Below are 25,329 nucleotides of genomic sequence, written 5' to 3'. Positions count from 1 at the left end.
TCGATCTGCCTGTTTTGTTGTTGTGTAAAGCTAGGGTGTAGTTAGGCAAGTTGTCATGTGTGCACTGGTTCTTTTTCAGATTGCCACCGTGCCGAGTCCCAGATGCGTCGGTCCTGCGGGTTGTGAGGGACGTCGTCCGTTGGATAACGGCCTCGGGCGTATAAATGTTCACAAAACGCACACCGGAACTTTATCGGTTCTTCAGCCAATGCGGGGGGCCAATTGATTAAATGGGCCTGTCCGATACCCGCCGGATCGTTTGGGCCAGTCGCCAATGCGGATGGGTTTCGCCGTTTGGCCAGCACGTCTCCGCAAATGCTTCCCATGAATCGTCCCCTCGCGCCCTCCGAATCGTCTGCCGATGATGAACTGGATGCCGACACGATTGCCGGAACCGATTCATCCGTCGCGGGGGCGCGGTTGCTCGCAGCACCTCACCCCGGCACGATTATCGACGACTACGAGATCATCGATGAGATCGCTCGTGGTGGAATGGGAGTCGTCTACCGAGCGCGGCAACGGAGCCTGGGGCGGATCGTCGCCTTAAAAATGGTTTTGCCAGGAGAGGCGACAACCGACAAGGACCGCCAGCGGTTCGCCAACGAAGCCCGCGCCGCAGCCGATCTGGATCATCCCGGAATCGTGCCGGTCTTTGACGTCGGGGTCTATGGCGGCCAGCCCTACTTCACGATGGCGTATGTCAACGGTGAGAGCCTGTCGGCTAAACTGCACGATGGTCCGCTTTCGCCACCGCAGGCAGCTGCGATCGCTCGCGATGTCGCCCGCGCGATCTCAACGGCACACGATCGCCAGATCGTTCATCGCGATCTGAAGCCGGCAAACATCTTGATGGAACCCGACGGTCAGCCGCGGATCACCGACTTTGGCGTTTGCAAATCGATCGGCCCCGACACCGCGGAACTGACCCTCCACGGTGGCATGATCGGCACACCGCACTTCATGCCTCCCGAACAAGCTCAATCCACCGACGAACCCGTCGGGCCTACCGCCGATGTCTATTCGATTGGCGCGGTGTTGTACACGATGCTCACCGGGCGGCCACCATTTCTTGCCGCGTCGGCGATTGAAGTCGTTGCGCAAGTGATCGCCCAGGTTCCGGTACGTCCCAGCCAATTGAACCCGCGGCTCCGCGGCGACTTGGAAACGATCACACTGAAGTGCCTCGAAAAGCGTCCCCGCGATCGCTACCCAACCGCCGCCGCATTGGCCGAAGACTTACAGCGTTATCTCGATGGCGATCCGATCCAGGCACGCCCGCCGGGACTGTGGCGGATGACCACGCATTTGATTCGTCGCCAGGTGTTGTTGGCAAGCGTTTCCGGTTCGGTGGCGCTACTGATCACGACGCTGTGCGTTTGCTTGTCGTTCGCTTTTTTCGACGCGCGACAGAGGTTGTTCGAGGTGACACAACAGAAGGAGCAGTTGCAGCGCCAGTTGACATCCGAGCGTAGCGCGGCGCTGGCCTACGTGCGGCGGACCGACACGACCGGCGATGCGGTGTTGCGATATCGGATCGAGCGTTGGCAACAGATCGCCGCGGCGCTAGCGGTCGAGCAGTCGGAAAGCGCGTTGCCGTTGGCCCTTCACGCCGCCCAAGTTTCCTTGGACGCGGGGCTCCCGATTTCTGAGCCCTTGCGGACGTTGCTTCGCGACGCGGTCGCCGATGCGGACGCTGAAGCCGTACCCGAATTGTCCGACCGGCAACTGGTGGAATACGCCGCACTCAGTGCGCCCCACGAATTTACCGATTCCGACCGAATTCGGTTCGATCTTCCCGACCCTCAACCCCAATAGACGCATGGCCGACAAGCTCTCCATTATCGAAGGTCCTGATCAAGGACGTTGGTTTGAGATTCCCCAGAACCAAGCGTTGATTATCGGTCGCGGCAGCGACAGCGATACAAAAATTCGCGATCCGCGGTTGAGTCGAATTCACTGTGAATTGACAGCCCACGATGGAAAGTTCCTGCTGACCGATCGCGGCAGTGCCGCGGGAACCTTTGTCGACGCCATGCCGTTGTTGGTCCCTCGCGAGATCCAGCGTGGCGACACGTTCCGGATCGGCGATACGTTGTTGCGGATCGAATCCGGTTCGTCGCTGGACGCATCGACGATTCGCTCGCCTGGCATACCAACCCACGCCCTCACCTCACCTCGGCCGATGCACGAACTGGTGGGTGAAGTCCTCTATCGTTATCGGTTGGATGAATTGGTTGCTTCGGGAACCAGCAGCGCCGTCTTCCGAGCTTGGGATCAACGTCGCGAGCGACAGGTTGCGTTGAAAGTCTTGAAGCCCCAGATGACCTCCAGCGAACAGCAGCAGGACCGCTTCATCCGCGCGATGCGCACGATGCTTCCGATCCAGCATCCCAACATCGTGCGGTTGCGGAAAGCGGGACGTACCGGTCCTTACTGCTGGGCTGCGATGCAATGGATCGACGGGATCAGCGTCGATCGCTTGCTCCAACAGATTGGCGTCGGTGGGATGATGGATTGGAAAGACGCTTGGCGCGTCGCGGTGCACATCGGTCGCGCGTTGCAAGAAGCGTCGATGCACCACGTGGTGCATCGTAACATCACGCCATCGAACATCCTCCGCCGCGATTCCGACCAAACCTATCTGTTGTCCGATTTGATCTTCGCGCGCGCTCTGGAAGTCACCGATTCAGCGCAGATCACTCGCCCAGGCGACATCGTTGGACAACTGCCTTACATGGCACCGGAACTGCTTCTCGATCCCGCCAATGTCGACGGTAGGTCCGATCTGTATGGGCTTGGCGCCACGCTCTACGCGCTGGTGACAGGGGTTCCGCCGTTTTTTGGACTGACCGTCGGCGACCTGTTGGACAAGATTCGCGGTTCCGCTCCCCGGTCACCTCAGGAACTTCAACTGGGGCTCGATGAGCGATTCTCGGATGTCGTGATGAAATTGTTGGCCACCTCGCCACAGAATCGCTTCGCCACCCCCAGTGAACTGCTTCGCCAATTAGCGAACGTGGGCAAATACGGCGGTATCGAGATGGATTGATCGCGCCGCACGGTCGTCCTGCCGGGCTGGGAGCCACGCGGCGATGTCGGGTTCGCTTACCGAGCAGCCACGGAAATCAATCCGATCACCCTGGGGTCGGTCGCGACGGGATCGGGCACTGGGGCCGGATCGAGCATCGGGGATTCTTCGACGGGCCAGCTGAGCGCTGAGGGTACCAGCATCACCAACCAATGAATCGCCGTGCTCGCGTCGCGAGTGAATTGCTGCATGCCATCCCAACCGCCGACGGCGAAACTGGCAACCAGGCCGATGGCGCAGAGGTTGGCCGAGGGCAGAAAGGCGAGTGTGAACCAGCGGCCCGCCTGGTCGAAATCGGTCTGTGCCCCATGGGTTTCGGTCCACGTCGATCGAACGTGATAGGCCATCGAAAAACCGAGAAACAGCCCCGTCCACGGCAGCAACGTTCCCAAGGGCATCAGGATCGCAAACAGTAACAGGATTAACGGGGCGGTCGGGAAGAAATACGGGGCCAACGCAATCAACCAATTCGATCCTCCCACAACTTCCACTCGGCCCCCTTTGCGGGTCACTTGGAAGCTTTTCACGCGATGCCCGGTCAGCACGGCAAACAACGCGTGCGTCAGTTCATGTTCGACCGTCAGCATCCAATCGCTCTTCAACCATTTCCGCATGAACGGTCGCCATGCGAACGCGTAGGCGAGGATCCCGGCGACGAACCAGATCAGGCTCCAGGGGTGTTGCCAGATCCGCCCGGCGAACCGTAGCGTGGCGTAACATAATGGGCCCAACATCAGTACCGCAAACGCTCCGATCGGCCACTTCAGTGCGTCGAGAACGCGATCGATGCTGCGGCCAATGACCATAAAGTGCGTTGGGGAGGAAAGACATGGAAGGGGAAGCGTCATCGAAGCGGAAGCACCCTTTGTACCGACGCCCGTTAGTTTTGTCGAACGGAGGTGTCACGGCGTCGCTTGCAAATCCATCCTCGGGGACGATCATTCACGATCGCGAATCTGTTGCAATCTGCCACTCAGTTCCGCCACGACCTCGGGGTGCTGATCCCACAGGTTCTTGGTTTCCGAGGGATCATCGCCCAGGTGATACAACTGACCGACAGGACCTCCCTCTTTGTCGGGGTCGATCTCTCGCGGACGCGTAAAACCGCCCGATCCGCGTTGCGGGATCATCTTCCACGGTCCTTGCCGGATCGCAAAATCTCCCCACAGTGAATGGTGGACCGCAAATTCGCGGACCGGCTGCGGTGGCTTGGCGGCCAACAGCGCTGGCAACATGTTAAAGCTGTCGGGGCCCGCCCCTTCGGGTAGAGGTTTTCCAAGCATTGCCGCGCAGGTGGCGATCAGATCGGTCAGCTCGATCAATTCATCGCTGACAGTTCCCGCAGGCGTCTTCCCCGGCCAACGGACAACAAACGGCACGCGGTGGCCCCCTTCCCAGATATCGGCTTTGGTGCCACGCAGGTGCCGGTTCCCCTGATGCCCCATCGCTCGAACCGACTCGCCGCGCTTGCTGGGACGGTAGTGCTTCACGTCATCCGCTTCGGCAGCATCCCAGGCGTGATACAGACCGCCGTTGTCGGAAGTGAAGATCACCAACGTGTTGTCGGCGATGCCGCAGCGATCGAGTTCATCGATCACCGCGCCGACCAAGGCATCGGTCTCGACGACAAAGTCGCCATAGAGTCCGGCTTGGCTGAGTCCCAGATACTCTTGATTGGGGACGACGGGCAGATGGGGCGAGGTGAGGGGCAGGTAGAGGAAAAAGGGCGTGTCGGGAGTTTCGCTAGCTTGCCGAATGCAGTCGGTCGCTTCGCCCGCCAGGCGCGGCATGACGCTGGCGATCGTGAAATCGGGAGACCGCATCCCGGCATCGACCGAAATGAAGTCGGTCTTCATGCGAGGCGAATCGATCGTCGGTAGGATCACCGGACGATCGTCGCGCAGAAAACACAACGGCGGCATATTTAAGGAAGCCGAGATGCCAAAGAAGGAATCAAACCCGCGGTCGATCGGACCGCCTGAGATCGGTTGTTCGTAATCGACATCGCGGCCCGGACGCGGCGGCGTGCGTCGATCGACCGGAACCGCCGGCACGGGCTTGCCCTCGCGATCGGTAAATTGCATCCCCAGATGCCACTTGCCGACGCAGTGTGTGCTGTAGCCGTGATCGCGAAGAAAGCCGGGAACCGTGACTTGATCGACGTCGATCAGCGGCGGATCGAGTCCATCGAGCACACGTTTGGTCAATCGAGTCCGCCAGCAATACCGGCCTGTCAAAATTCCATAACGCGTCGGCGTGCAAACTGCCGACGGCGTGTGCGCGTCGGTAAAACGCATCCCTTCGGTCGCCAAGCGGTCAACGTTAGGGGTCGGGATCTTCGACTGCTCGTTGTAACAACTCAAGTCGCCGTAGCCGAGGTCGTCGGCCAGAATGTAAACGATATTGGGCCGCGAGGGATCGGCGGCAACCAAGACCTGAGCGAAGCTGAGGGTTGCAAAAACGCAGCCTGCCAATTGGCAGAAGGTTCGCAGGAAGAAGGGCTTCATCGTGGGGCTCCCGTTGCAGTTCTAAAAGAAGGCAGGCCTGCCGTTGGTCGCCTTTCGCTCCGCGAAATCAGCGTTGTTTCCCGGGCGTACTTTCGCGGAGCGAAAGGCGACCAACGTGAAGCAATACTAATAGACGCGGCACCATATTCTAATCGCAACAGAACATCGCCAGGCCGTTCGAGACGGTATTCCGTTGGCAATCCCTCTGCCCAAAACCCCTTGCGACGATGTTGTTCGCCTGGAGCCAGCATCATAAAAAAGAAAAAACGCTGCATTTGCGGCAGCGAATGCTTTGGCATCCTGGTGGCCGCTATTTGTAGCGAATGGTGCGGAATGCCCCGCAGGGTAATGTGAAGTTAGCGATCACCGATAGTTTGAGGCTGTTAGCCATGTGAATCTTTTGACAGAAAAAGAACTCGTGATAACTTCATCCATCCACGACTTGCGATGTATTTGTCATGTACATGTTGCACAAAAACGGTGAGCAAATGCGAATGTCCCACGCTGTTCTGCCAATGTATAGGCCGCAGGTCATGAAGGAAAACAGGTCCGCAATTGCCGCGTCAATTCACGCGATCATGATGCTCGTTGTGCTGTGGGAAGTGACGTGCTGTGATTCGCACTGCGCGGTTGCTCAACCGATACCTCAACAACGCGTCGTGAGGATCGGGCCGAATGTCGATGCTTCGCAATGGAAAAGCCGTACTTCTTCGGTGATCGATTTGATGGAGCGACATGCTGGCGAGATCTTGCCATTTCTTCAGTCGGATCAATTGTCGAACTATATCCAGAAGGAGTTCGATGACTACAAACGCGAGGAGGTCGAACATCTCAATCGATTCGCACGCCTTCGGCACGACGAGAGCCCCGAAGGTGTAGGCCGCTACAACACAGCGATCCAGCAGGCGGTCGAAGCTGCGGAAGCGGAGGAGCAGCAGTTTATCGAGTCGATCACAACGCTTGGCAATCACAGTGACCTGCGGGTGTTTGTGATGATTTTGATCCAATCCAAGCGGTTGGAGGCAATCACCCATCCGCTTTGCCAAGCCTATTGGCAACTCAGCGACGATCAAATTGCGGAACTCCAACGCATCCAATCGGCGCACGCATCGATCCAAGCCCGGATGAATGCGGCCTTCGTTAAAGCCCGCCAGATGGGCAAATCTCCGCAAGAATCCTTTGCGGCGGTCGCGGCCAGCGACCGCCACCAACATCTCGCCAATTATGGGCAGGCGTACGATCTGCTGACCGAACAGCAGTTGAAAGAATATATGCAGTACGCACGCATTCTGCGCCCCGGCGAAAGTCTTCGCGACTACTTGTCGCGGATGAGTCCAATCGAACGCAACGCCCTCCTCTCTACATGCAGCGTGCTCAGAACAATCTGGCAGCGCGAGGAATAGCCCTGTCCAATACGTTTGATTTTTCGCAGCACGAATTCTGCATTGGCGTGTATTTTGGGCGATCTGCGTTGGGACGGAGCAATGCGTTGCGGCACCATATTCTAATCGCAACAGAACATCGCCGGGGACAGCGTTCTCGTGGGACAATTTTGCAACAGCCCACGTCGCCCAGGAGCCTGCCACCAACCATCCACGGCAAGCGCTGTCGGCTCCAACAAAAATTCACTCTGTCCCTCCAACAGCCCTACTCGCTGTTGGTGGGCGGTTGCGACTGAATCCATCCGGAGCCGGGAGACCAGGTGGCGGCGAAAGGCTCGTTTGACTCGATTGCTTTTGCGATGGGGTTCAGGAAACCAGCGATCTCACGAATCGCGTCAGCTATAGCATCGGGAACATCCGAAAGCTTCGATTTGCGAATGAAGCTGGCCCACTGGATTTGCTTCCCTGGATCGTTGGCAAACTCATTGGAGAATGCCGGCGGATTCGCCTTGGCCATCGTCGCTCGATTTCGAAACGTCGCGGAGATCGCTGTGGCAAGCGACTCGCCATCGAAGGCAAACTGCCGGGACAAGATAAGGATGTCGTAGAAGTCTTTCATGCGACTGTTGAGTTGCCCGAGCTTTACCATCGCTTCAAACTTCTCAGCGATCACGGTTTCTCGTGGGTAACCGATCAGTTTGGCCGGTTCAAAGTCGAGCATCGTGGGGTAGGCGATCGTTATTGCCGCTGGATTCACAACGTCCCCAAACCCAATATCGATTTGCATCGGCAACCGAGCGTTTTGGATCGTCGCCAGAAACGTCACGCGTACGCCTAAGTAGTCGGCATCTTCTTTGATCGCGATGCCTTGCACGCTCTCGCCGTGAAATATAACGCCATCGGGTGCAACCGCATGTTCGCAAACCGACCGCATGATCTGTGTCATTGAGTCGACTGAATTGTCGGCCCGAGCCAGCAGGTCGATATCGCGCGTCGCACGTGTCTGGGGTGTGCCCCAAACACGAAACATGAGCGCTCCCTTCAGGACGAAACGATCGACGTGTTCCGATCGAGACAACCGGAACAAGAAGCGTTCCATCGCAAAATACTGAAGCAATTCTTGCAGCGGCCGGCCGGATTCTTTTGCCTGACGAAGCAGACGCCCGCGAACAGACGCTGCCAGATCGCGCGTCACAACAACGCCTCCAGATAGGGCCGCATCGTCTTTGCCGCTCGTAGCTTCTTGGCGTAGTCCATGACCAAGTCAAAGTTGGTCCGCTTCTGAGTCCGGTATGCCTTGACCGCTTCGATCGCGACATCGAGTCCGATCTCGTTTCGGCGACAGAAACAATCGACGAGCGTTTTTTCGCGAGAGTAGACCTTCACGGTCACGCCATCGCAGTTGTGTCTTTCGATCCCAAGTTGATAGGCGATGTCGCTGAGCCGAGCCGCTCGCGTCGGAGGAAAGGCCAGCCGGGGCGGTTCGCTATTGCGCGGTATCGCGATCCACACTTCATGCGGAATCTGCGTCGTCAGCCCATGGAACGCGAGTGCTGAAATCAGGTAGACGACTCCCTGGGGGACCTTCTGTGCGACCGTGACTAGGTCGGGTTCGCTAAGCGGCGGCAGGTCTGCGATCCGATAGAGTCCTCGGGCCAGCTGCTCCAGCTGTCCAGAGTCTCGCATTTGGTACAGCGTTCGACGACTGATCCCCACCCGCACGGCATCGGCCATCCTCATCATGCCGCCATGAGCGCGAAAGATCTCCGTCGCGCGAAGCGTTGATGAAAGACGAGACGACGGTTTGGCGTGTGTCACAAATGACCTCCTGGAAAACGAACCGGGAGGTGTTTTGTACCATGAGCGATCAACCATGTCGAACACAATGATGCAGACGAAGCAAACCCCGAGTCGTCGTGCCCCCAGCGAAAAAGCCGCCGCCTTCAAGTCCAAGCCGCGGATCGGCAACGATCCCCCAATCGCTTTGCTCTTGCTCGGCAACGTCCGCGTCGACGTGTGAATCACGCACGCTTGTGCATCTCGGGCGATCTGCGTTGGGACGGAGCGGTGCAGTTAAGTTGCATCGGCGGCATCGCGAAAGGTGCTGCGGTACAACTCGGGAAACCGCTGGTGGAGGTCGTCGCACAGGCCAGCGTAAAACTCCTCCCACGCCTCCTCCTGCATCTCATTCGCAGCTAACCCCGACTCTAGCGAAACTGCAAATCCCGTGCGGCGGTCGATCGGAATCCCCAGCTCCTTTTCCGCTTTCATGCGCCGCACCGACGACCACATCTGTCCGGCCGCGGTGTGAGGAACCAGCGGATACTTCTCTCGCAACATTTGCAGCTTCTCTTCCAGCGATTCCATCAGTTAACTCCTCTCGTAACAGCTTCGAGTTTCAGGGCGAGGTCGTTGCCCTAGATACAAGAACTACACCTAAACAGACCGTTGTTGTGGAAAAACGTTCGCACCCGATCTGGCGGTAGAGCAACGTTGCCCAGGCGACACCGCGACACCGCGACACCCCCGCCCCAAATGGCCCGCTTTTTTTGTTTAACCGCGTGCCCAGCGGGCCGCGCGTTCGATCGACCGGAGACGCAGAAGCAGATGCTTGTGCGATTGGGCCAAACGATGCTCGGGGTGGCAGGATGGTTGAGGCGGGTTGATCGCCGGGTGGAAAGGACGAGAGTAGAGAGACGCAGAATGGCCCCGATGGAAATAGGGTTTCGCGTTCGGCAACCGCGCTCACGCGATGGCATTTCAGTGGCGGCGGTTTTATACTGTCACGTCCGACTGCCAAGAGGAGCCAATCTTCCCTTGGCGATCCGATTGCAATGCCGATCCAACCACTACGCCTCCATCCCCTGGAAAGTTTCCCACCCGATGTTCGATCGTTTTCGATGCGCCGCCGCGACGTTGATGCTGGCTTGGATTGGAGCCCTACCCGCGTTGGCAGCTGACGATGAAAGGCGGCCGGTGCCGCTGATTTTCGATACCGATATCGGCAACGATGTCGACGACGCGTTGGCGCTGGGGATGATCCATGCGTTGCAGTCGCGCGGCGAGTGCGAGCTGTTGGCCGTGACGATCACCAAAGATCAGCCGCTGGCCGCTCCGTTTGCCGATGCCGTCAACACGTTTTATGGACGTGGCGAGATTCCGATCGGTGTCTGCCGCAGTGGAAAAACTCCCGAACCGGGGCGATTCACGCAACTGGCGAAGCAGAAAGAAGGCCAGCGGCTCCGCTACCCGCACGATCTTTTGTCGGGAGACGATGCTCTCGATGCGGTCTCGGTTTTGCGAGAGACGTTGGCTGCGGCCGACGACCACAGCGTCGTGATCGCTCAAGTTGGCTTTTCGACCAACCTGGCGAACCTGCTGAAATCAAAACCGGACGACGTGAGTCCGTTGGACGGAGAAGCTCTTGTCAAACAGAAGGTCCGCTTGCTGTCGTTGATGGCTGGCGCATTTCCCAAGCCAGCCGAAGCGGTCGGTCGGCTGAAGGATCACAAGGGATACAACATCATCAAAGACATCCCGTCGGCGCAGGCGGTGGCTCACCACTGGCCGACGCCACTTTTGTGGAGTGGTTACGAGATCGGCATCTCGCTCCCCTACCCGCACCAAAGCATCCAGCAGGATTACGGTTACGTGCCGCATCATCCGCTAGCCGAAGCCTACGTCGCCTTCCTGCCGCCACCGCACAATCGTCCCACCTGGGATCTGACCAGCGTGCTGCAAGTCGTTCGCCCCAATCGCAACTACTTTGGTATCTCCCAACCCGGCAGCGTTGCGGTCGCCGACGATGGATCGACCCAGTTCACGCCGTCGCCCGACGGCCGCCACCGATACCTCACGCTGACCGAGGACCAAAAGCTCCGCGTGATCGAAACGCTGGTCCTCTTGTCCAGCGAACCGCCCCAACGTTGAACGCTACGAAACCCGACACCCCAGAGGTTCTTCCCATGATGATCGATCGTTCACGCTCTCTCGTCCTGCCGCTGTTGCTGGTATCGCTGTGCTGCTTGCCAGCGTTTTCGAATGCCGACGATGAAAAACGTCCCGTGCCGTTGATCTTTGACACCGACATCGGCAACGACGTCGACGATGTGCTGGCGTTGGGAATGATCCATTCGCTGCAGTCTCGCGGCGAGTGCGAACTGCTGGCCGTAACGATCACCAAAGACGATCCGATGGCCGCTCCCTTCACCGATGCCGTCAACACGTTTTATGGACGCGGAGAGATTCCGATCGGCGTTTGCCGCAGCGGCGTGACGCCTGGCACCGGGCGATTCAACGGCTTGGCATCGATCAAAGATGGCGATGAGTTCCGTTTCCCACACGACCTGGAATCGGGCAAAGACGCTCCCGACGCGGTGACTGTCTTGCGAAAGGCGCTGGCCGACGCGGAGGATGGCAGCGTGGTGATCGCTCAAGTCGGCTTTTCGACGAACCTAGCAGATCTGCTGAAGTCAAAACCGGACGATGTGAGCCCGTTGAACGGCACGGCCCTTGTCAAAAAGAAGGTTCGCCTGCTGTCGGCGATGGCTGGCGCATTCACCAAGATCTCCGGTTCCAAGGGCCCGTACGACCACAAGGAATACAACATCATCAAAGACATTCCGGCGGCTCAAGCCCTCGCCACCGATTGGCCAACGCCGATCCTCTGGAGCGGTTTTGAGATCGGTTTGGCTGTCGCTTACCCGCACGAAAGTATCGAGCAGGATTACGGCTACGTGCCGCATCATCCGTTGGCCGAAGCCTACATCGCTTACAATCCGCCACCCCACAATCGACCGACTTGGGATCTGACCAGCGTGCTGATCGCCGTCCGTCCGGGTCGCGATTATTTTGGGCTCTCCCCACGCGGCACGGTCACCGTCGCCGACGATGGGCTGACGACCTTCGCACCGGCGGAAGATGGCTTGCATCAATACCTGACGCTGACCGACGCCCAGAAGATCCGCGTCGTCGAAACCTTGGTCCTGTTGTCCAGCGAGCCACCGAAGCAATGAGCACGCCTGAGTCAACGAATCGAGGGGCGCAGATCGTGGTCCTCGGTTCGATCAACATGGATCTCGTGATCCGTTGCAGTCAATTGCCGCGGCCGGGGCAGACGATCATCGCCGATTCGTCGGCGGAAGTTCCCGGCGGCAAAGGGGCCAACCAAGCGGTCGCCGCTGCGCGAGCTGGCGGCAACGTGTCGATGATCGGCCGCGTTGGTGACGACGCGTTTTCGAGCCGCTTGGTCGAGAACCTACAACGCGAACAAGTCGCTACGGATGGAGTGCTCCCCACAACGGAAACGCCCAGCGGGCTGGCGATCGTGGCTGTTGAAAGCAGCGGCGAAAACTCGATCGTCGCCGTTCCCGGGGCCAACGCGCGGCTGTCCCCAGCCGATGTCGCGACGTTTGCCGATAGGATCTGCGCCGCCGATGTGCTGATGCTGCAACTGGAAGTCCCAATCGAAACCGTCCAAGCCGCGATCGAGGTCGCGCGACAAGCCGGAGTCAGGATCGTGCTGGACCCCGCTCCGATGCCAGCGACGTTGGACGACTCGCTACTGCAAGTCGATCTGATCTGCCCCAACGAATCGGAGACCGAGGCGATCGTCGGGCATCCGGTTTCAAGCGACGAAGAGATCGATCGCGCGATCGCCAGCCTGCACGCTCGAGGAGCCCGGCAGGTGATCCTGACGCTTGGGTCGCGCGGCGCGGTCGCTAGCGATGGGACGACAATTCGGCGGATCGATCCGACGCCGATCGATCCGGTCGACACGACAGCTGCTGGCGATGCGTTTGCCGGCGCGTTGGCGGTTCGCTTGGCCGAAGGAGCCAACTTGTTTGAAGCCGCCGGTTTTGCTGCCGTCGCCGGCGCATTGGCCGCGACACGCTCCGGAGCTCAGCCGGGCATGCCGACACGAACTGAAATCGATCAAATCTTGCAAAGTCAAAAATCATGAAAACGAACAAACGACGCTCCCTGCCGTTGATCCTCTCGGCAATCGCAATGATGGTGTTGGCCGGCGGATGCAGTTCCAAAACCGCGACCAACGAATCGGCCGATCCCGCCGCGGCGGGCAAGCCGCGAATCGCATTAGTGATGAAGTCGCTGGCGAACGAATTCTTTTCGACGATGGAAAAGGGAGCCGAAGCACACCAAGCGGCGAACAGCGATCAATACGAACTGCTGGTCAACGGCATCAAAGATGAATCCGATCTCGGCCGCCAAGTTGCGTTGGTCGACGAGATGGTGGCGGCGGGAGTCGACGCGATCGTGATCGCTCCGGCCGATTCCAAAGCGTTGGTCCCGGCGCTTCGCAAGGCTCAGCAGGCTGGCGTGGTTGTCGTCAACATCGACAATCGCCTGGATGCCGAAGTGCTGAAGTCGGAAAAGGTGACGATTCCGTTTGTTGGTCCCGACAACCAAGCCGGCGCAAAACAGGTCGGCGATCTGCTGGCCGCTTCGCTCGCCAAAGGGGATCAGGTCGCAGTCCTCGAAGGAAAGACGACCGCCTTCAACGGGATCCAACGTCGACTCGGATTCGAAGCGGCGATGAAGCAGGCTGGGATGGAAATCGCCAGCAGCCAATCGGCCGACTGGGAAACGAACAAGGCGAACACGATCGCCGCTTCGATGCTCAGCGAACATCCGCAGATCAAAGCGATCCTGGCGGCCAACGACTCGATGGCGCTAGGCGCTGTGGCGGCGATCAAGTCGGCTGGCAAAACGGGCGAAGTTCTGGTTGTCGGTTTCGACAACATCGGCGCGGTTCAGCAATTGATCCGCGAGGAGAAGGTCTTGGCCACAGCGGATCAGCACGGCGACCAACTGGCGGTCTATGGGATCGAGACGGCGCTGAAGATTTTGAAGGATCCGGCGGCGGCGACCGAAGACGTTCAGACGCCTGTCGATCTGGTCACCAAAGAGACGTTGGCCCAGTGAGTGACCCGCTGTTGCTTTCGGTCCGAAACCTGACCAAACGTTATGCGGTCAAGGTCTTGGACGATGTGTCGATCGATTTCCACGCCGGAGAGATCCATGCGCTGCTGGGCGCGAACGGGGCGGGCAAAAGCACCCTGTGCCGGATCATCGCCGGCTTGACGCGATCGACCTCCGGGACGATGCAGATCGCTGGCCATGCTTTTGCGCCGGAGAACAAACGGGCCGCCGAGGCGGCCGGCGTGCAGATCGTCCAACAAGAGTTAAACCAGATCGCCACGCTCTCGGTCGCTGAAAACATCATGATCGGCCGCTTGCCCGCTCGGTTTGGCGTCGTCGATCGGGGCGAACTGCACCGCCGCGCCCGAATCGCCTTGGATCGCTTCGGCTTGCAAGAGATCGACACCCACGCGATCACTGGTTCATTGGGCGTGGGGCGGCAGCAGATGATCGAGATCGCCACGGCGCTAGATCGCGATTGCCGTGTGTTGATCCTCGACGAACCGACAGCGGCGTTGAGCGCTGGTGAATCCGAAACGCTCTTCACGTGGCTGAACAAGTTGCGGCAACAAGGCGTCGGGATCATCTACATCTCGCATCGACTCGACGAAGTGGCGAGGCTCTCCGACCGGATCACGGTCCTCCGCGATGGAAAGTTCATCTGCACACGGCAGACTGCCGATGTCGACCGTGATGCGATGGTCGACCTGATGACCGGTGAAAGCACCGAAAACCAGGCGGGCGACGAGTATGTGTCGCATCAAACCGATCGTGTTGCGATGCGAGTCGAAGGAATGTCGCGCGGTCGCTGGGTTCGCGACGTTTCGTTTTCGGTAAATCGTGGCGAACGCTTGGGAATCGCCGGGCTGGTCGGCGCCGGGCGAACCGAACTGCTGCGACTGATCTTTGCCGCCGATCGCGCCGATAGCGGCGCAGTCTACCTCAACGACGAATCGACGCCGCGTCGCTTCGCCGATCCGAGCGATGCGGTTGCGGCGGGATTGGCGATGGTGACCGAAGACCGCAAGGAAAACGGACTGTTGCTGTCCCAATCGATCCGCGCCAACACGACCCTCGCCTCGATGAACCGACTCTTTTCCGCGGGTGGATGGATCCGCGGTGCCGCTGAACGGCAGATGGCCGATCGGATGCGCGAGTCGATGGAGACGCGTTGCACTAGCATCGAACAGACCGTTGGGACACTCAGCGGCGGCAACCAGCAAAAGGTTGCCGTGGCGAAGTGGTTGGTCCGCGATGCCGATATCTTTTTGTTCGACGAACCGACGCGTGGGATCGACGTCGCCGCGCGGCGGCGGATCTATCGGCTGTTCGAAACCTTGGCTCGCGAGGAAAAGTCGCTGGTGATCGTCAGCAGTGATCTGGAAGAACTGCTGGAAACCTGCGACCGGATCGCCGTCATGTCGGCAGGCAGATTGGTCGCCAGTTTCGCTCGCAGCGATTGGTCGACGGAACAGATCATGCAAGCCGCCTTTGCATCCCCAGACACTGTTGCTGTCGGCTGACCATCTCGATTGCCGAAAGCCTGTTGCGTCGCAAGCTGCTTTATCCAACCCGACAACTACCGCCTCGATGAAAAACACCGCCGCCTATCGTTCGTTGATCCAATACGCCGGCCTGCTGGGCGTGCTGGCGTTGCTGATTGTTGTGTTCGCTTCGTCGAGCGAGAACTTCCTGCAAGCCCGCACCTTCATTTCGATCGCCAACCAGATCCCCGACCTGACTCTGGTCGCCGTTGGGATGACGTTGGTCTTGGTCGTTGGTGGGATCGATCTGTCGGTCGGTTCGATCCTCGCCTTCTCCTCTGCGGTCTTAGGCGCCTTGATGGTCGATTGGCAATGGTCGCTGTGGGCATCGATTCCGTTTTGCATCCTGGCCGGCGCGGCCTGCGGATTGTTTAACGGTTGCGTTTCGGTGCTGGCAAGAATCCCATCGTTCATCGTCACGTTGGGGATGCTGGAGATCGCGCGCGGCGGGACGAAACTGGTTACCGATTCGCAAACCAAATACATCGGGCAGGCGGTCGAATCGATCGGTCAGCCGATCGCTGGGCTCTCGCTGTCGCCAGCTTTCCTGATGGCGATCGCCGCTGTCGTCGGCGGGCAACTGCTGCTGACGCGGACCGTTTTCGGGCGTTACTGCGTCGCGATCGGGACCAACGAAGAAGCGGTTCGGATGTCGGGAGTCCGCCCGGCACCCTATGCGATCGGCGTGTTTGTCATCAGCGGCGTGATGTGTGGACTGGCCGGATTGACCTACGCTTCGCGATTGTCGACAGCCGACCCTAACGCGGCGATTGGCTTGGAGCTATCCGCGATCGCCGCCTGCGTAATCGGAGGGACGAGCCTGATGGGCGGCCGCGGCAACGTGATCAATTCGTTCTTAGGCGTGCTGATCATCGCCGTCCTGCAAACGGGGCTGGCTCAGATCGGCGTTTCCGACCCGATGAAACAGATCATCACCGGCAGTGTGATCGTCGTCGCCGTCTTGCTGGATGCGATTCGCAGCCGCTGGGGCAACACCGCCGCCAGTTGATGCTCCTGCGGATTTGAAGGCGATCATTTTTAAACGTAGAGCCGCCGAGAACGCAGAGTTCACGTGATGTATGTGTAGGCACCATGCCCTTCGGTAGTATCAAAATGTTGCGCCGACCCACGCGCCCAGGACCGTACTGTTCGCGATATCGCCGGTGCCGCCGGGGGTGACGATGTATTGCAATGCTGGCTGGATGTAGGCCGAGGGCAAGACCTGGAATCGATGCCCCACCTCGTAGACGATTTCATGATCGACAGCTTCACCGATCGAATCGCCGTAGTCGTCGCTGAGATCACCACAAGTTGCAAAGAACATCGTGTGGTCGTCGGGGCGACTGGAGAACATTCCCTTGCCGTTGATGCCGAAACTGATTTGCAGCGGCGTCAACGCGACCTCATCCTGTTCGGAATTGGCAGCGAAACCAAAAACGGTCAGATTGGGAACCACCTCGACCGCGAGATGCGCATAGACTCGCAGTACGTAGTCGGTGGTTCCCACGCTGTCGTGGTTGTCGAATTCAAAAAAGGAGTTGACCGCGCCGACGAAAAGATGCGTTGGACGTTCGCAAATCGTCGACGTCCAGTCGTATTGCATCAGGATCGAAACTCCATCGTCGCTGCGGATGCTGAAGTCGAGCCCATGTTTGGTGAAATCAAACATGCCGTCGCCGATTTGATAGGCGCCGACTTGAAATTGATGTTTGTCGTCGGGCGTGTATTTGACGCGGCCACCCCAAACAGGAAACGGAAACGACGTGACCGTGCTTTCCAGAAGCGTGGCGCGAATAGGGCCGTTGATGGCCGTGCTAAGCGAATAGCGGTAGAGACCATCGTTCAGGAAATCGGTGTCTGCGGAGACGCGACCTGCCTTGATCGACCAGTTGTCGCAAACCTCTTTCTCCAGCCAAAGCTGGTACAGGAAAAGGACCTGTCCTCCGAAGATACACATCGGATCGTAGATTCCGCCGACCGATGGGCTGATGCTGTCGCCGTGCCGCTGGACCGTGGAGATCTTCAACGTCGTGCGGTTCCATCCCAGTAGAGTCTCCAGGTCGAGATCGGCACCCGCGTAAACCTGCCCGGTAAAGTCCTGGTCTGCTTGATTCCACCATCAACATTTGCCGCAGTGATCGAATCGTAATAGAGAAACGGAGTGATGCCGGAATCTTGAAGGCAGGGGCGGGCGCCACACCAGTCGCCCAATAGGTACTCCCGTGGACAGATGGCCTCTTCCGTCGGATCGTCACAACACCATGTTGCCACGTCACAATCGACACTCCTCTCATCAGCTCTGACCGAGAGGACTCCCGTTACCGCAATGATGCTGGCGATGGCGATCGCGGCATGACTCTTTGCAAGAGAATGCATCATTTGTTGCAGGGGATTGGGGATTTGACATAAGTTTCTTCTCGTTCGCTCCACACCTTGTTTATCTATCGGTTTGCGTTTGTTCCCCATCGAGCGTCCTGCCGATTTTAACGATTGTGGCAATTCGCGAGGGCAATCGAGGTGCGACCAGGCAGCGGTCGAGGTTTGGCAGACGGTGGGCACGACGCGGTGCGGTTGCGTCCGATGCGACGATCCCGAAGGGATGCAAGAAGGTAGCCGGAGGTCGTCGCGCAGCGGCGCACCTCCGGAATGCGGCGTCAGAAACGCGTGTTGATCCCGGAGGGATCGCAGATCGAGGTGCGCCCCCGCTGGGGGCGGTGATTTGAGGGTCGTTGGGTTTCCGGTGGTGTTCGCTGCGCTCAAACCACCGGCTACCTTCTGGGGCCGCGTTGCGATCCATTTGTCGCCGAGACGTTATGGATTTCCGGTGGTGTTCGCTTCGCTCGAACCACCGGCTAACGTCTATGATCCCTGCCGGGATCGGTTCCCCATCCTGGGTAAGGCGATTTGCTGGGGCTCTAAACCGTCTAGCGCAGCGGGGGCTGGCTGACGAGGCAGCGTTGAGCCTCGATGACGCGGATTCGCTGTTTCGGCGAAAGGGTCATGTAGCGATCGCGGCCGTTTTCCGAAGGTTCAAACCGCGTGAAGCCGTCGTCTTCCACGACGACGCGGCCGCGAGGGGATAGGCCGAAGAAGTTGTCCTCGGGACGGACGGCGTACAAGACACTGGTCAGATCCCAGCTGGGGCGATCGTGATCGGGACCGCAGTACATCAGATACGCTTCTTTAACGATGTGATGCTTGCGATATTCGAACTCCCGCGCGATGCTCTCCCGTGGGAACGCCGTGGCGACGCCGATCGGATAGCCGCTCCAGATCGCCGGCACATCGTCGGGCCATCCATCGACAAACCGCTGCATCGCGCCGATCCCATTGCGGACGTTCGCCTCTAGAAAATGTTTGTTCCCGTTGACCGACACAAATGCGCCTGCCATCAACGACACCAAACGGACCTTCTTGCGAACCAATTCGGTTCCCGTCAGCGGGCTGATCGCGTCAGCTGGCGATTCGATTAGATCGGCGAGATTCGACGCGAGGCCAACTTGGACCAAGGTGATCGAGCTGTCTTCGGCGGCAGCCAACGTCCGCCGCAAGACGTCGACAGCGGTCGGGGCGTCCTCGCTGGAGAGGAGATCGTGGGGATAGCGAAATTGATCGCCATCACGCGTCTTGACCAATGACAGGTACTTGCTGTCCCGTTTTTGAGCGTCGCGTGTCGCGCCGATCGGGATGTCGGGACGTCCATAAAACGTGTTGACCGCGTCGACGAAGGGAGCTGCCAGCGGATTGATCTTCGAGACCGTGACCGCTTCGATGACGCATTCACCTCGATCGGCCAAAGTATGCAGCATCGCCAGCGCCAACACATCGTCGACGTCGCCGGTGATGTCGGTATCGAAGATCACACGGACCGGACGCTGGAACGATTCTTCCGGTTGATCCGCATTCGAGGCGGTGAGTGCTGCAACAACGATGCAGAGCGTCGAGAGAGAGCGGAGTTTCATGGTGAGGCTCACAGTCAGGTAGGTTTTGGGGGGAGGGAACGAACTCCGGCGAGACCGCTCCAGCCGCCATTCTACTTGCTGCGCGAGAGCTCGGGTGTGTCTTCGCCATCCCGAATTTTCTGCTGCCACTGCTGCAGCATCTGCAGCGCGTCGATCGGTGTCATCGCATCGATCTGCAGGTTGCGAAGCTCATCGACCAGCGGATGATCAACGTAACCAAACAGCGTCATCTGCATCGCACTGCCACTCTTGCGGCCGTCCGGCGGAGCGATCGTCGGGCGATCGAAGGCGTCGCGGTGGTCGGATTCCAACTGAGCCAAAACGTCTTTGGCTCGTTCGTTCACCGATTGCGGAACGCCAGCCAAACGTGCGACGTGGATTCCGTAACTCTTGTCCGCACCGCCGCGAACGATGCGATGCAGGAAGACAACTTTGTCGCCCCATTCGCGAACCGAGACGTTCAGATTCTCGACGCCGGGGAGCATATCGGACAACTGAGTCAGTTCGTGATAGTGGGTGGCAAAAAGCGTTCGGCAACCGATCTGATCGTGCAGGTGCTCGGTGATCGCCCAGGCCAGAGAGAGGCCGTCGTAGGTGCTGGTGCCGCGGCCGATCTCGTCGAGGATCACCAGGCTGCGCGGCGTGGCGGTGTTCAGAATCCGAGCCGTTTCGACCATCTCGACCATAAACGTACTCTGCCCGCGGCTGAGTTCATCGCTGGCACCGACGCGAGCGAAGATCCGGTCGGCGATGCCGATCGTCGCACACTTGGCCGGCACAAACGAACCGACCTGAGCCATCAGCGTCAGCAGCGCGACTTGCCGGATGTACGTACTCTTACCCGCCATGTTCGGGCCGGTGATCAACAGCACCATGCCATCTTCGGGCGACGACTTGATATCGTTGGGAACAAATTCACCCTGCGGCAACGTGGCGTCCAACACCGGGTGCCGCCCCTCTTCGACATCCATCACCGGTTCGTCGGTCAACTTGGGACGAACATAGTTCCGCTTCGCCGCCAGTTCAGCCAGCGAGGCCAAGACGTCGAGATCGGCGATCGCGGCCGAAACAACTTGCAAGATCTGCAAGTGCTGATGCACATCGGCTCGCAATTGGTCGAACAGATTCAATTCGCGGATCTGGGCCTGGTCGTCGGCGGCCAGCACCTTCTCTTCGTATTCCTTCAGTTCCGGTGTGATAAACCGCTCCGCATTTTTCAGTGTCTGCTTGCGGATGAACGTCTCGGGAACCTTGTCGCGGTGGGCGTTGGAGACTTCCAAGTAGTACCCAAACACCTTGTTGAACCCGACCTTCAGGTTCTGGATGCCGGTCTTCTCCATCTGTTCGGCTTGGTAGGTCGCGATCCAACGCTTGCCTCCCTTGGCCAGTTCTCGCAGCGCGTCGAGATCGGGATCAAAGCCTTCGCGAATGAAGCCGCCATCTTTTGTCGACATCGGACAATCGTCGGCCAAGGCGGCTTCCAAACGCGACCGCAGCTCGGGGCAGAGATGCAGGTTCTGTTCGAGCGATTGCAGCAGTTCACTTTTGCGGCCGGTCAATTTCGCTTTCAGCGGCGGCAGCATAGCAAGCGTTTTGCCGACGTATTGCAGGTCGCGCGGGTTGGTGCGTCCGGTGGCGATCCGCCCCAGCAGTCGTGCCAGATCGTAGACGCCTTTGAGGGTGGAGCGGATGTTTTCGCGAAGCGGTTCCCCGTGCCGGAACTCTTCGACAGCATCGAGCCGCCGCCCGATCGCTTCGATGTCGATCAACGGTGCCGCGATCCAGGCACCCAGCTGGCGAGCGCCCATCGGAGTCAAGGTTTGGTCGATCACATCCAACAGCGAACCGGTTCGGGAACCGGATCGCAAGGTCCGCGTGATCTCGAGGCTGCGTCGCGTGGCGGCATCGATCTGGACCGAGGGGCTGTTGTGGTGAGCGATCAAGGAATCGAAGTGGTCCAGCCCACTTCGTTGCGTTTCCGACAGATAGGCCAACACTGCACCGGCGGCTTGGATCGCGGGGCAGTGTTCGTCGTTGAATCCGAAGCCCTCGAGACTGCGGACGCCAAATTGGCGGCACAGCAGCTGCATCGATTCATCGAAGGCGAAGGTCCAGGCCGGGCGACCGGTCACCGACCAGGTGGCTGTCGAATCCAACGAGGTGCGGACGTCGTCTTCGCGGATCAAGACTTCGGCTGGACCGATGCGAGCCAGTTCATCCTCCAAGCGTTCGGCGGGGAACAAGCCGGCTTCGAAGCGACCGCTGGAGAGTTCGGCCCAGGCGATGCCGACGACTTCGGGAGCACCGGCGGCCGCTTTCCGCTTCGACTCCGCCGGCGGCTTGTAGACGGCGACCAAGTAGTTCGCTTCGCGTGGGTCCAGCAATTGGTCGTCGGTCAGCGTCCCGGCGGAGACGACGCGGGTGACCTCGCGGCGGACCAAGCCCTTGGCTTCTTTCGGGTCTTCGACCTGTTCGCAGACCGCGGCGCGGAAGCCGGCGGAGATCAGTTTCCGCAGGTAGGCATCCAGCTGGTGGTAGGGGAATCCAGCCATCGCCGTGGGGTTGGCCGAATCCTTGTCGCGGCTGGTCAATGTCAGCCCCAGGACCTTGGCCGCCTGCTTGGCATCCTCGGCAAACAGCTCGTAGAAATCGCCCATGCGAAACAGCAGCATCGCGTCGCCGCACGCCTGTTTCGCCTCTTCGTATTGTCGCATCATCGGTGTTGTCATAGCGGCCTAATCTATCAGGCTCAGCCAACACTCAACAGAGCCTCACCGCTTCGCCGCGATGAAACCGCCGCGCCGACAAACCGCCTGACCGGCAAGCTCGCCAAACTCAACGCAGTCCCTTTTCGGGATCGATATCGGAAAAGCTGGCCGCTTGGATTTCAGGCAGTTTTTTCACGAGATAGCGATGCGTTTGATAGGCGTCCAGCATCGCCAGGATCACGATCAGAAAGACGACCAAAGGGACTGCCGCCCAGATCAAAAAGAACGCCCGCCCCTGGCCAAGCACCCCCGCGGCGATGCTCAGCGAACCGATGATCCCCAACAGCAGATGGACCATCCGGCGGCGGCGGGTACGAATGCGGTAGTATCGCGTGTCGAGTTCGCTCAGGGGCTCTCCACCAGTGTCCCCCTGCGGGGTTCGCCACTGGAGCAAGATCGCGGCCAACAGCACCAACGCGCCGAGGATTAAGCTGGAGACATCCATGGTCTGAAACCTTCTGTCGCGAGGTGTTTCGAAGTGATTGGCCGCCGGACCGAGACGAAGCAGCAAGCCCGGAGTTTTCTAGTTTAACCGCAATACCATTCAACGAACGGTAGTGGACGAGGCTACGAGTCCTTTTGCATGCATCAGCCCAGATCGCTGGGACTCGTAACCTCATCCAATACATCCCGCCGCTAATTCTTTCGACGGTCCGAGGCTCCTTCGTTGAACGGTAGTGGACGAGGTTACGAGTCCTTCTGCATGCATCAACCCAGATCGCTGGGACTCGTAACCTCGTCCAATACATCCCGCCGCTAATTCTTGCGACGGTCCGAGGCTCCTTCGTTGAACGGTATTGAGTTTAACCGCGCGGGTATCGCTCCGCGTTATTCGGGGCCGCGCGGCCCGACGGGCTCGCGGTTAAACGAAAAAACACAAGCGACCTGCTTAACATTCCTGCTGTGTCGCGTGGACGGTCGAGGGAGGATATTGGCCGGGTCGATCCTGTCGATAATATTGATCGAGCACGGCGACAAATTCCTCAGCCGACTTGAGCCGCGAGAACGCGACTTTCAGTGCGTCGAATTCGGGGTGGCTGGCGGAATATTTGATGGCAAACTTCCGCATCAGCATCGGAGCCCGATCGCCATACATCTGCTGCATCAGGTCGTAATGCGATTCCATCACCGCACGCTGCTCCAGAACGGTTGGCGGGGCGGGCAGTTCGAGCCCTTGCGCCAAGGCTCTTGCCTGAGCAAAGATCCACGGATTGCCGATCGCACCGCGCGCGACCGTGACGCCGTCGATCCCCGTTTCGCGGATCATCCGCAGACAATCGTCCGCGGTAAACAGATCGCCGCTGCCGAGAATCGTGCGATCGCCCACATGCTGCTTGACCTCTTTCAAGAAGCTCCAGCGACTGGGACCCTTATAACGTTGTTCCACCGTCCGGCCGTGGACGGTGACCGCGGCGACACCGGCGTCAAACGCACCATCGATGATCGTGAAGAAGTTATCGCGACTCTGTTCGCTGTCGTCGATGCCGCGTCGCATCTTGACGGTGACGGGGATCGGGTCGGGGACGATATCGCGTGTCCGACGAACGATCTCCAACGCCACCTCGGGCTGCGACAGATGAAAGCCGCCGCGGCAGCGACCTAGCACCTTCTTGACGGGACACCCGAAGTTGATATCGATCACGTCGAAGCCAGCTTCGACCAACCGCAGCGCTCCGGCGGCAAACTGCTCCGGCTCGGCTCCCATCAACTGGCCGCCGACCGGATGCTCTTCGTCGCTGATGTGCAGGAAGTGCCGCGTCTTATTGCGTTGCTTGACGGCCAATAGGAACTGGTCGAGCATGACTTCGCACAACGTGTACGATGCCCCGGCGCGACGCGCGATCACGCGCATCGGCCAGTCGCTGTATCCCGAGAGAGCCGCTTGGACGACCGGAAAACCGATCTCGACGGGACCGAGGGAGAGTGGCGGAAGGTGGGGAGTTTCCGTTAGTAAAGCGGAATCGTTCAATCGAAATCACCTGGGTTGGGTTGGATGCGATCGAGCTTGCGTCGCAATTCGTTAAGTTCGCGGCGCAATTCGTCGATCTGCGACGGCACGGCGTTTTCTTCGTCTAGTGGTTCGAAGCCTCGCGGAGCTTTCGGCTGTTTCAACGACGGAGGATCGATGCTCCGCGGTCGTTGGCCATCGAGGTCGATGTGGATGCCGCCGAAACGGAAGCTCTTGCCGGTTCGCGGTTCGCCGACCAACTCCGCGATCGTTGCCCGCAACTCTTGCGGCAGTTGGTCGAGGTGCTTGGCATCGGTCTTATATTGTTCACCATCGAGTTCGACAAAGATCTCCGCGGGATCGTCGCCACGCCGATCGATCGTGATCTTCAACTGGCGGTCCATCAACGGTTCATTCTGGCCGAGATTATCGTTCAGCAGTTGATCGGCCAACCCGCCGAGATCGCGGAGCGTCCGCCCGTCGAGACTTTGGCCAAATTCATTCATCAATTGACGGATCAAATCGCCGGTGATCAGCGGATCGCGATCGCCCGGTGTGGAGTCCTCGAATTCGTCCATGTCCATCGGCGCGATCGGCTCTTCGGCGACCATCACCGGTTTGACTTCCACGGTCCGACGCCCCTTTTCGCCTTCGAGCGTCAACGAGATTGTTTCGCCATCGATCTTGGCCACCGCAGCCATCAGATCCGCAATCGTGGCCACCTCGGTTTCGCCGACGCGAACGATCACATCTCCCGATTGGACGCCCGCCGTTTCCGCCGGGCCATCCTGTTCGACACTCGCCACGTAGACACCTCGGTCGGTGCGCAGGTGTTTGGCCAATTGCGGCGTCAAGTCCTCGACAACCAATCCCAGCCGGGGCTTCTTTTCCGGCCGCAGATCGTTCAGCAGCGTTGTATCGACCGGAAGCCGCGGTGGTTTGAGCTGAGGGGTGGGGATCGTCGGCAGATCGTCTTTTTCCTGAGCTGTCGCAAGGGGCGATATCACCAACAGTATTAGCACGCAGGGCAGGCGTAGCGGAATCCAGGAACGTTGGATGGATTGCCGGACTGCGTGTTTTGCTTGCTGTTGTGGTTTTCCGGCCCACTGGCCAAATAAAGAGCGTTTCATCGTTTGAACTCCAAAAAGCACGTAGGTTGCATCGTCCAATTCGGTTCCGTTGAACGGG

At 59.2% G+C, this 25,329-nt stretch carries 22 protein-coding genes; 10 read left to right on the top strand and 12 right to left on the bottom strand.

Annotated features, from left to right (window positions below):
* Positions 1–324 precede the first annotated feature (324 nt).
* Complete coding sequence (locus Poly24_RS26185) at positions 325–1,815, top strand: serine/threonine-protein kinase (RefSeq protein ID WP_197452183.1); 1,491 nt, start codon at positions 325–327, stop codon at positions 1,813–1,815.
* Between the two features lie 4 nt (positions 1,816–1,819).
* On the top strand, positions 1,820–3,049 hold the full coding sequence (locus tag Poly24_RS26180) for an FHA domain-containing serine/threonine-protein kinase (RefSeq protein ID WP_197452182.1): 1,230 nt from the start codon (positions 1,820–1,822) through the stop codon (positions 3,047–3,049).
* 56 nt (positions 3,050–3,105) lie between these two features.
* On the opposite strand, the gene Poly24_RS26175 is transcribed toward Poly24_RS26180, so the two are convergent.
* Together Poly24_RS26175 and Poly24_RS26170 are read right to left on the bottom strand one after the other, a co-directional pair.
* Complete coding sequence (locus Poly24_RS26175) at positions 3,106–3,936, bottom strand: M50 family metallopeptidase (RefSeq protein ID WP_145102416.1); 831 nt, start codon at positions 3,934–3,936, stop codon at positions 3,106–3,108.
* Between the two features lie 90 nt (positions 3,937–4,026).
* Entirely contained in the window at positions 4,027–5,595 is a 1,569-nt protein-coding gene (locus Poly24_RS26170) for a sulfatase family protein (protein WP_145102415.1), read from the bottom strand.
* A 713-nt stretch (positions 5,596–6,308) separates the two neighbouring features.
* Here Poly24_RS26170 and Poly24_RS26165 point away from each other — a divergent pair.
* Positions 6,309–6,998: a hypothetical protein gene (locus Poly24_RS26165; protein WP_197452181.1), complete on the top strand. Its 690-nt coding sequence runs from the start codon at positions 6,309–6,311 to the stop codon at positions 6,996–6,998.
* 244 nt (positions 6,999–7,242) lie between these two features.
* Here the strand turns inward: Poly24_RS26165 and Poly24_RS26160 are convergent, their stop codons facing one another.
* Together Poly24_RS26160 and Poly24_RS26155 are read right to left on the bottom strand one after the other, a co-directional pair.
* Complete coding sequence (locus tag Poly24_RS26160; RefSeq protein WP_231753681.1) at positions 7,243–8,076, bottom strand: nucleotidyl transferase AbiEii/AbiGii toxin family protein; 834 nt, start codon at positions 8,074–8,076, stop codon at positions 7,243–7,245.
* A 92-nt stretch (positions 8,077–8,168) separates the two neighbouring features.
* Positions 8,169–8,795 carry a type IV toxin-antitoxin system AbiEi family antitoxin domain-containing protein gene (locus tag Poly24_RS26155; RefSeq protein WP_231753362.1) on the bottom strand — a complete coding sequence of 209 codons (627 nt, stop codon included), beginning with the start codon at positions 8,793–8,795 and terminating at the stop codon, positions 8,169–8,171.
* A gap of 55 nt (positions 8,796–8,850) precedes the next feature.
* Here Poly24_RS26155 and Poly24_RS27245 point away from each other — a divergent pair, with 55 nt between their 5' ends.
* Positions 8,851–8,997 carry a hypothetical protein gene (locus Poly24_RS27245; protein ID WP_197452180.1) on the top strand — a complete coding sequence of 49 codons (147 nt, stop codon included), beginning with the start codon at positions 8,851–8,853 and terminating at the stop codon, positions 8,995–8,997.
* 53 nt (positions 8,998–9,050) lie between these two features.
* Here Poly24_RS27245 and Poly24_RS26150 read toward each other — a convergent pair whose 3' ends face one another.
* Positions 9,051–9,344, bottom strand: coding sequence for a hypothetical protein (locus Poly24_RS26150; protein ID WP_145102411.1), 294 nt, complete (start codon positions 9,342–9,344; stop codon positions 9,051–9,053).
* A 516-nt stretch (positions 9,345–9,860) separates the two neighbouring features.
* Here Poly24_RS26150 and Poly24_RS26145 point away from each other — a divergent pair.
* The 6 genes from Poly24_RS26145 (at position 9,861) to Poly24_RS26120 (ending at position 16,472) form a co-directional block, all read left to right on the top strand.
* Positions 9,861–10,907 carry a nucleoside hydrolase gene (locus tag Poly24_RS26145; protein WP_145102410.1) on the top strand — a complete coding sequence of 349 codons (1,047 nt, stop codon included), beginning with the start codon at positions 9,861–9,863 and terminating at the stop codon, positions 10,905–10,907.
* 38 nt (positions 10,908–10,945) lie between these two features.
* A complete protein-coding gene (locus tag Poly24_RS26140) occupies positions 10,946–11,992 on the top strand; it encodes a nucleoside hydrolase (protein WP_145103560.1) in 1,047 nt (348 codons plus the stop codon).
* Complete coding sequence (rbsK, locus tag Poly24_RS26135) at positions 11,989–12,939, top strand: ribokinase (RefSeq protein WP_145102409.1); 951 nt, start codon at positions 11,989–11,991, stop codon at positions 12,937–12,939. Before Poly24_RS26140 ends, rbsK begins: the two co-directional genes overlap by 4 nt.
* Positions 12,936–13,922: a sugar ABC transporter substrate-binding protein gene (locus Poly24_RS26130; protein ID WP_145102408.1), complete on the top strand. Its 987-nt coding sequence runs from the start codon at positions 12,936–12,938 to the stop codon at positions 13,920–13,922. Before rbsK ends, Poly24_RS26130 begins: the two co-directional genes overlap by 4 nt.
* Complete coding sequence (locus Poly24_RS26125; protein ID WP_231753360.1) at positions 13,919–15,442, top strand: sugar ABC transporter ATP-binding protein; 1,524 nt, start codon at positions 13,919–13,921, stop codon at positions 15,440–15,442. Before Poly24_RS26130 ends, Poly24_RS26125 begins: the two co-directional genes overlap by 4 nt.
* A 67-nt stretch (positions 15,443–15,509) precedes the next feature.
* Positions 15,510–16,472 carry an ABC transporter permease gene (locus tag Poly24_RS26120; protein ID WP_145102407.1) on the top strand — a complete coding sequence of 321 codons (963 nt, stop codon included), beginning with the start codon at positions 15,510–15,512 and terminating at the stop codon, positions 16,470–16,472.
* Positions 16,473–16,571: 99 nt separating this feature from the next.
* Here Poly24_RS26120 and Poly24_RS26115 read toward each other — a convergent pair whose 3' ends face one another.
* From Poly24_RS26115 to Poly24_RS26090, 7 genes are all read right to left on the bottom strand, one after another.
* Complete coding sequence (locus tag Poly24_RS26115; RefSeq protein WP_231753679.1) at positions 16,572–17,510, bottom strand: carbohydrate porin; 939 nt, start codon at positions 17,508–17,510, stop codon at positions 16,572–16,574.
* Entirely contained in the window at positions 17,486–17,842 is a 357-nt protein-coding gene (locus tag Poly24_RS27595) for a hypothetical protein (protein ID WP_231753359.1), read from the bottom strand. Before Poly24_RS27595 ends, Poly24_RS26115 begins: the two co-directional genes overlap by 25 nt.
* Before the next feature lie 545 nt (positions 17,843–18,387).
* Entirely contained in the window at positions 18,388–19,425 is a 1,038-nt protein-coding gene (locus tag Poly24_RS26110) for a nucleoside hydrolase (protein WP_145102406.1), read from the bottom strand.
* Between the two features lie 71 nt (positions 19,426–19,496).
* Positions 19,497–22,154: a DNA mismatch repair protein MutS gene (gene mutS / locus Poly24_RS26105; protein WP_145102405.1), complete on the bottom strand. Its 2,658-nt coding sequence runs from the start codon at positions 22,152–22,154 to the stop codon at positions 19,497–19,499.
* 106 nt (positions 22,155–22,260) lie between these two features.
* Positions 22,261–22,638, bottom strand: coding sequence for a hypothetical protein (locus Poly24_RS26100; protein WP_145102404.1), 378 nt, complete (start codon positions 22,636–22,638; stop codon positions 22,261–22,263).
* Positions 22,639–23,082: 444 nt separating this feature from the next.
* Positions 23,083–24,162 carry a tRNA dihydrouridine synthase gene (locus Poly24_RS26095; RefSeq protein WP_231753358.1) on the bottom strand — a complete coding sequence of 360 codons (1,080 nt, stop codon included), beginning with the start codon at positions 24,160–24,162 and terminating at the stop codon, positions 23,083–23,085.
* Positions 24,159–25,271: a S1C family serine protease gene (locus Poly24_RS26090; RefSeq protein ID WP_145102403.1), complete on the bottom strand. Its 1,113-nt coding sequence runs from the start codon at positions 25,269–25,271 to the stop codon at positions 24,159–24,161. The genes Poly24_RS26095 and Poly24_RS26090 overlap by 4 nt, the downstream gene beginning before the upstream one ends.
* Positions 25,272–25,329 lie beyond the last annotated feature (58 nt).

Origin of the sequence: Rosistilla carotiformis (genome assembly GCF_007753095.1) — a bacterium.
Lineage (GTDB): Bacteria > Planctomycetota > Planctomycetia > Pirellulales > Pirellulaceae > Rosistilla > Rosistilla carotiformis.
This window is presented reverse-complemented; position numbering and strand designations above follow the sequence as displayed.

Coding starts and splice junctions, on each gene's coding strand:
- Poly24_RS26090 (WP_145102403.1), bottom strand. CDS start 25,271: ATGAAACGCTCTTTATTTGGCCAGTGGGCCGGAAAACCACAACAGCAA.
- Poly24_RS26140 (WP_145103560.1), top strand. CDS start 10,946: ATGATCGATCGTTCACGCTCTCTCGTCCTGCCGCTGTTGCTGGTATCG.
- Poly24_RS26150 (WP_145102411.1), bottom strand. CDS start 9,344: ATGGAATCGCTGGAAGAGAAGCTGCAAATGTTGCGAGAGAAGTATCCG.
- Poly24_RS27595 (WP_231753359.1), bottom strand. CDS start 17,842: ATGATGCATTCTCTTGCAAAGAGTCATGCCGCGATCGCCATCGCCAGC.
- Poly24_RS26180 (WP_197452182.1), top strand. CDS start 1,820: ATGGCCGACAAGCTCTCCATTATCGAAGGTCCTGATCAAGGACGTTGG.
- Poly24_RS27245 (WP_197452180.1), top strand. CDS start 8,851: ATGTCGAACACAATGATGCAGACGAAGCAAACCCCGAGTCGTCGTGCC.
- Poly24_RS26160 (WP_231753681.1), bottom strand. CDS start 8,076: ATGGAACGCTTCTTGTTCCGGTTGTCTCGATCGGAACACGTCGATCGT.
- rbsK (WP_145102409.1), top strand. CDS start 11,989: ATGAGCACGCCTGAGTCAACGAATCGAGGGGCGCAGATCGTGGTCCTC.
- Poly24_RS26100 (WP_145102404.1), bottom strand. CDS start 22,638: ATGGATGTCTCCAGCTTAATCCTCGGCGCGTTGGTGCTGTTGGCCGCG.
- Poly24_RS26175 (WP_145102416.1), bottom strand. CDS start 3,936: ATGACGCTTCCCCTTCCATGTCTTTCCTCCCCAACGCACTTTATGGTC.
- Poly24_RS26110 (WP_145102406.1), bottom strand. CDS start 19,425: ATGAAACTCCGCTCTCTCTCGACGCTCTGCATCGTTGTTGCAGCACTC.
- Poly24_RS26120 (WP_145102407.1), top strand. CDS start 15,510: ATGAAAAACACCGCCGCCTATCGTTCGTTGATCCAATACGCCGGCCTG.
- Poly24_RS26170 (WP_145102415.1), bottom strand. CDS start 5,595: ATGAAGCCCTTCTTCCTGCGAACCTTCTGCCAATTGGCAGGCTGCGTT.
- Poly24_RS26130 (WP_145102408.1), top strand. CDS start 12,936: ATGAAAACGAACAAACGACGCTCCCTGCCGTTGATCCTCTCGGCAATC.
- mutS (WP_145102405.1), bottom strand. CDS start 22,154: ATGACAACACCGATGATGCGACAATACGAAGAGGCGAAACAGGCGTGC.
- Poly24_RS26185 (WP_197452183.1), top strand. CDS start 325: ATGAATCGTCCCCTCGCGCCCTCCGAATCGTCTGCCGATGATGAACTG.
- Poly24_RS26145 (WP_145102410.1), top strand. CDS start 9,861: ATGTTCGATCGTTTTCGATGCGCCGCCGCGACGTTGATGCTGGCTTGG.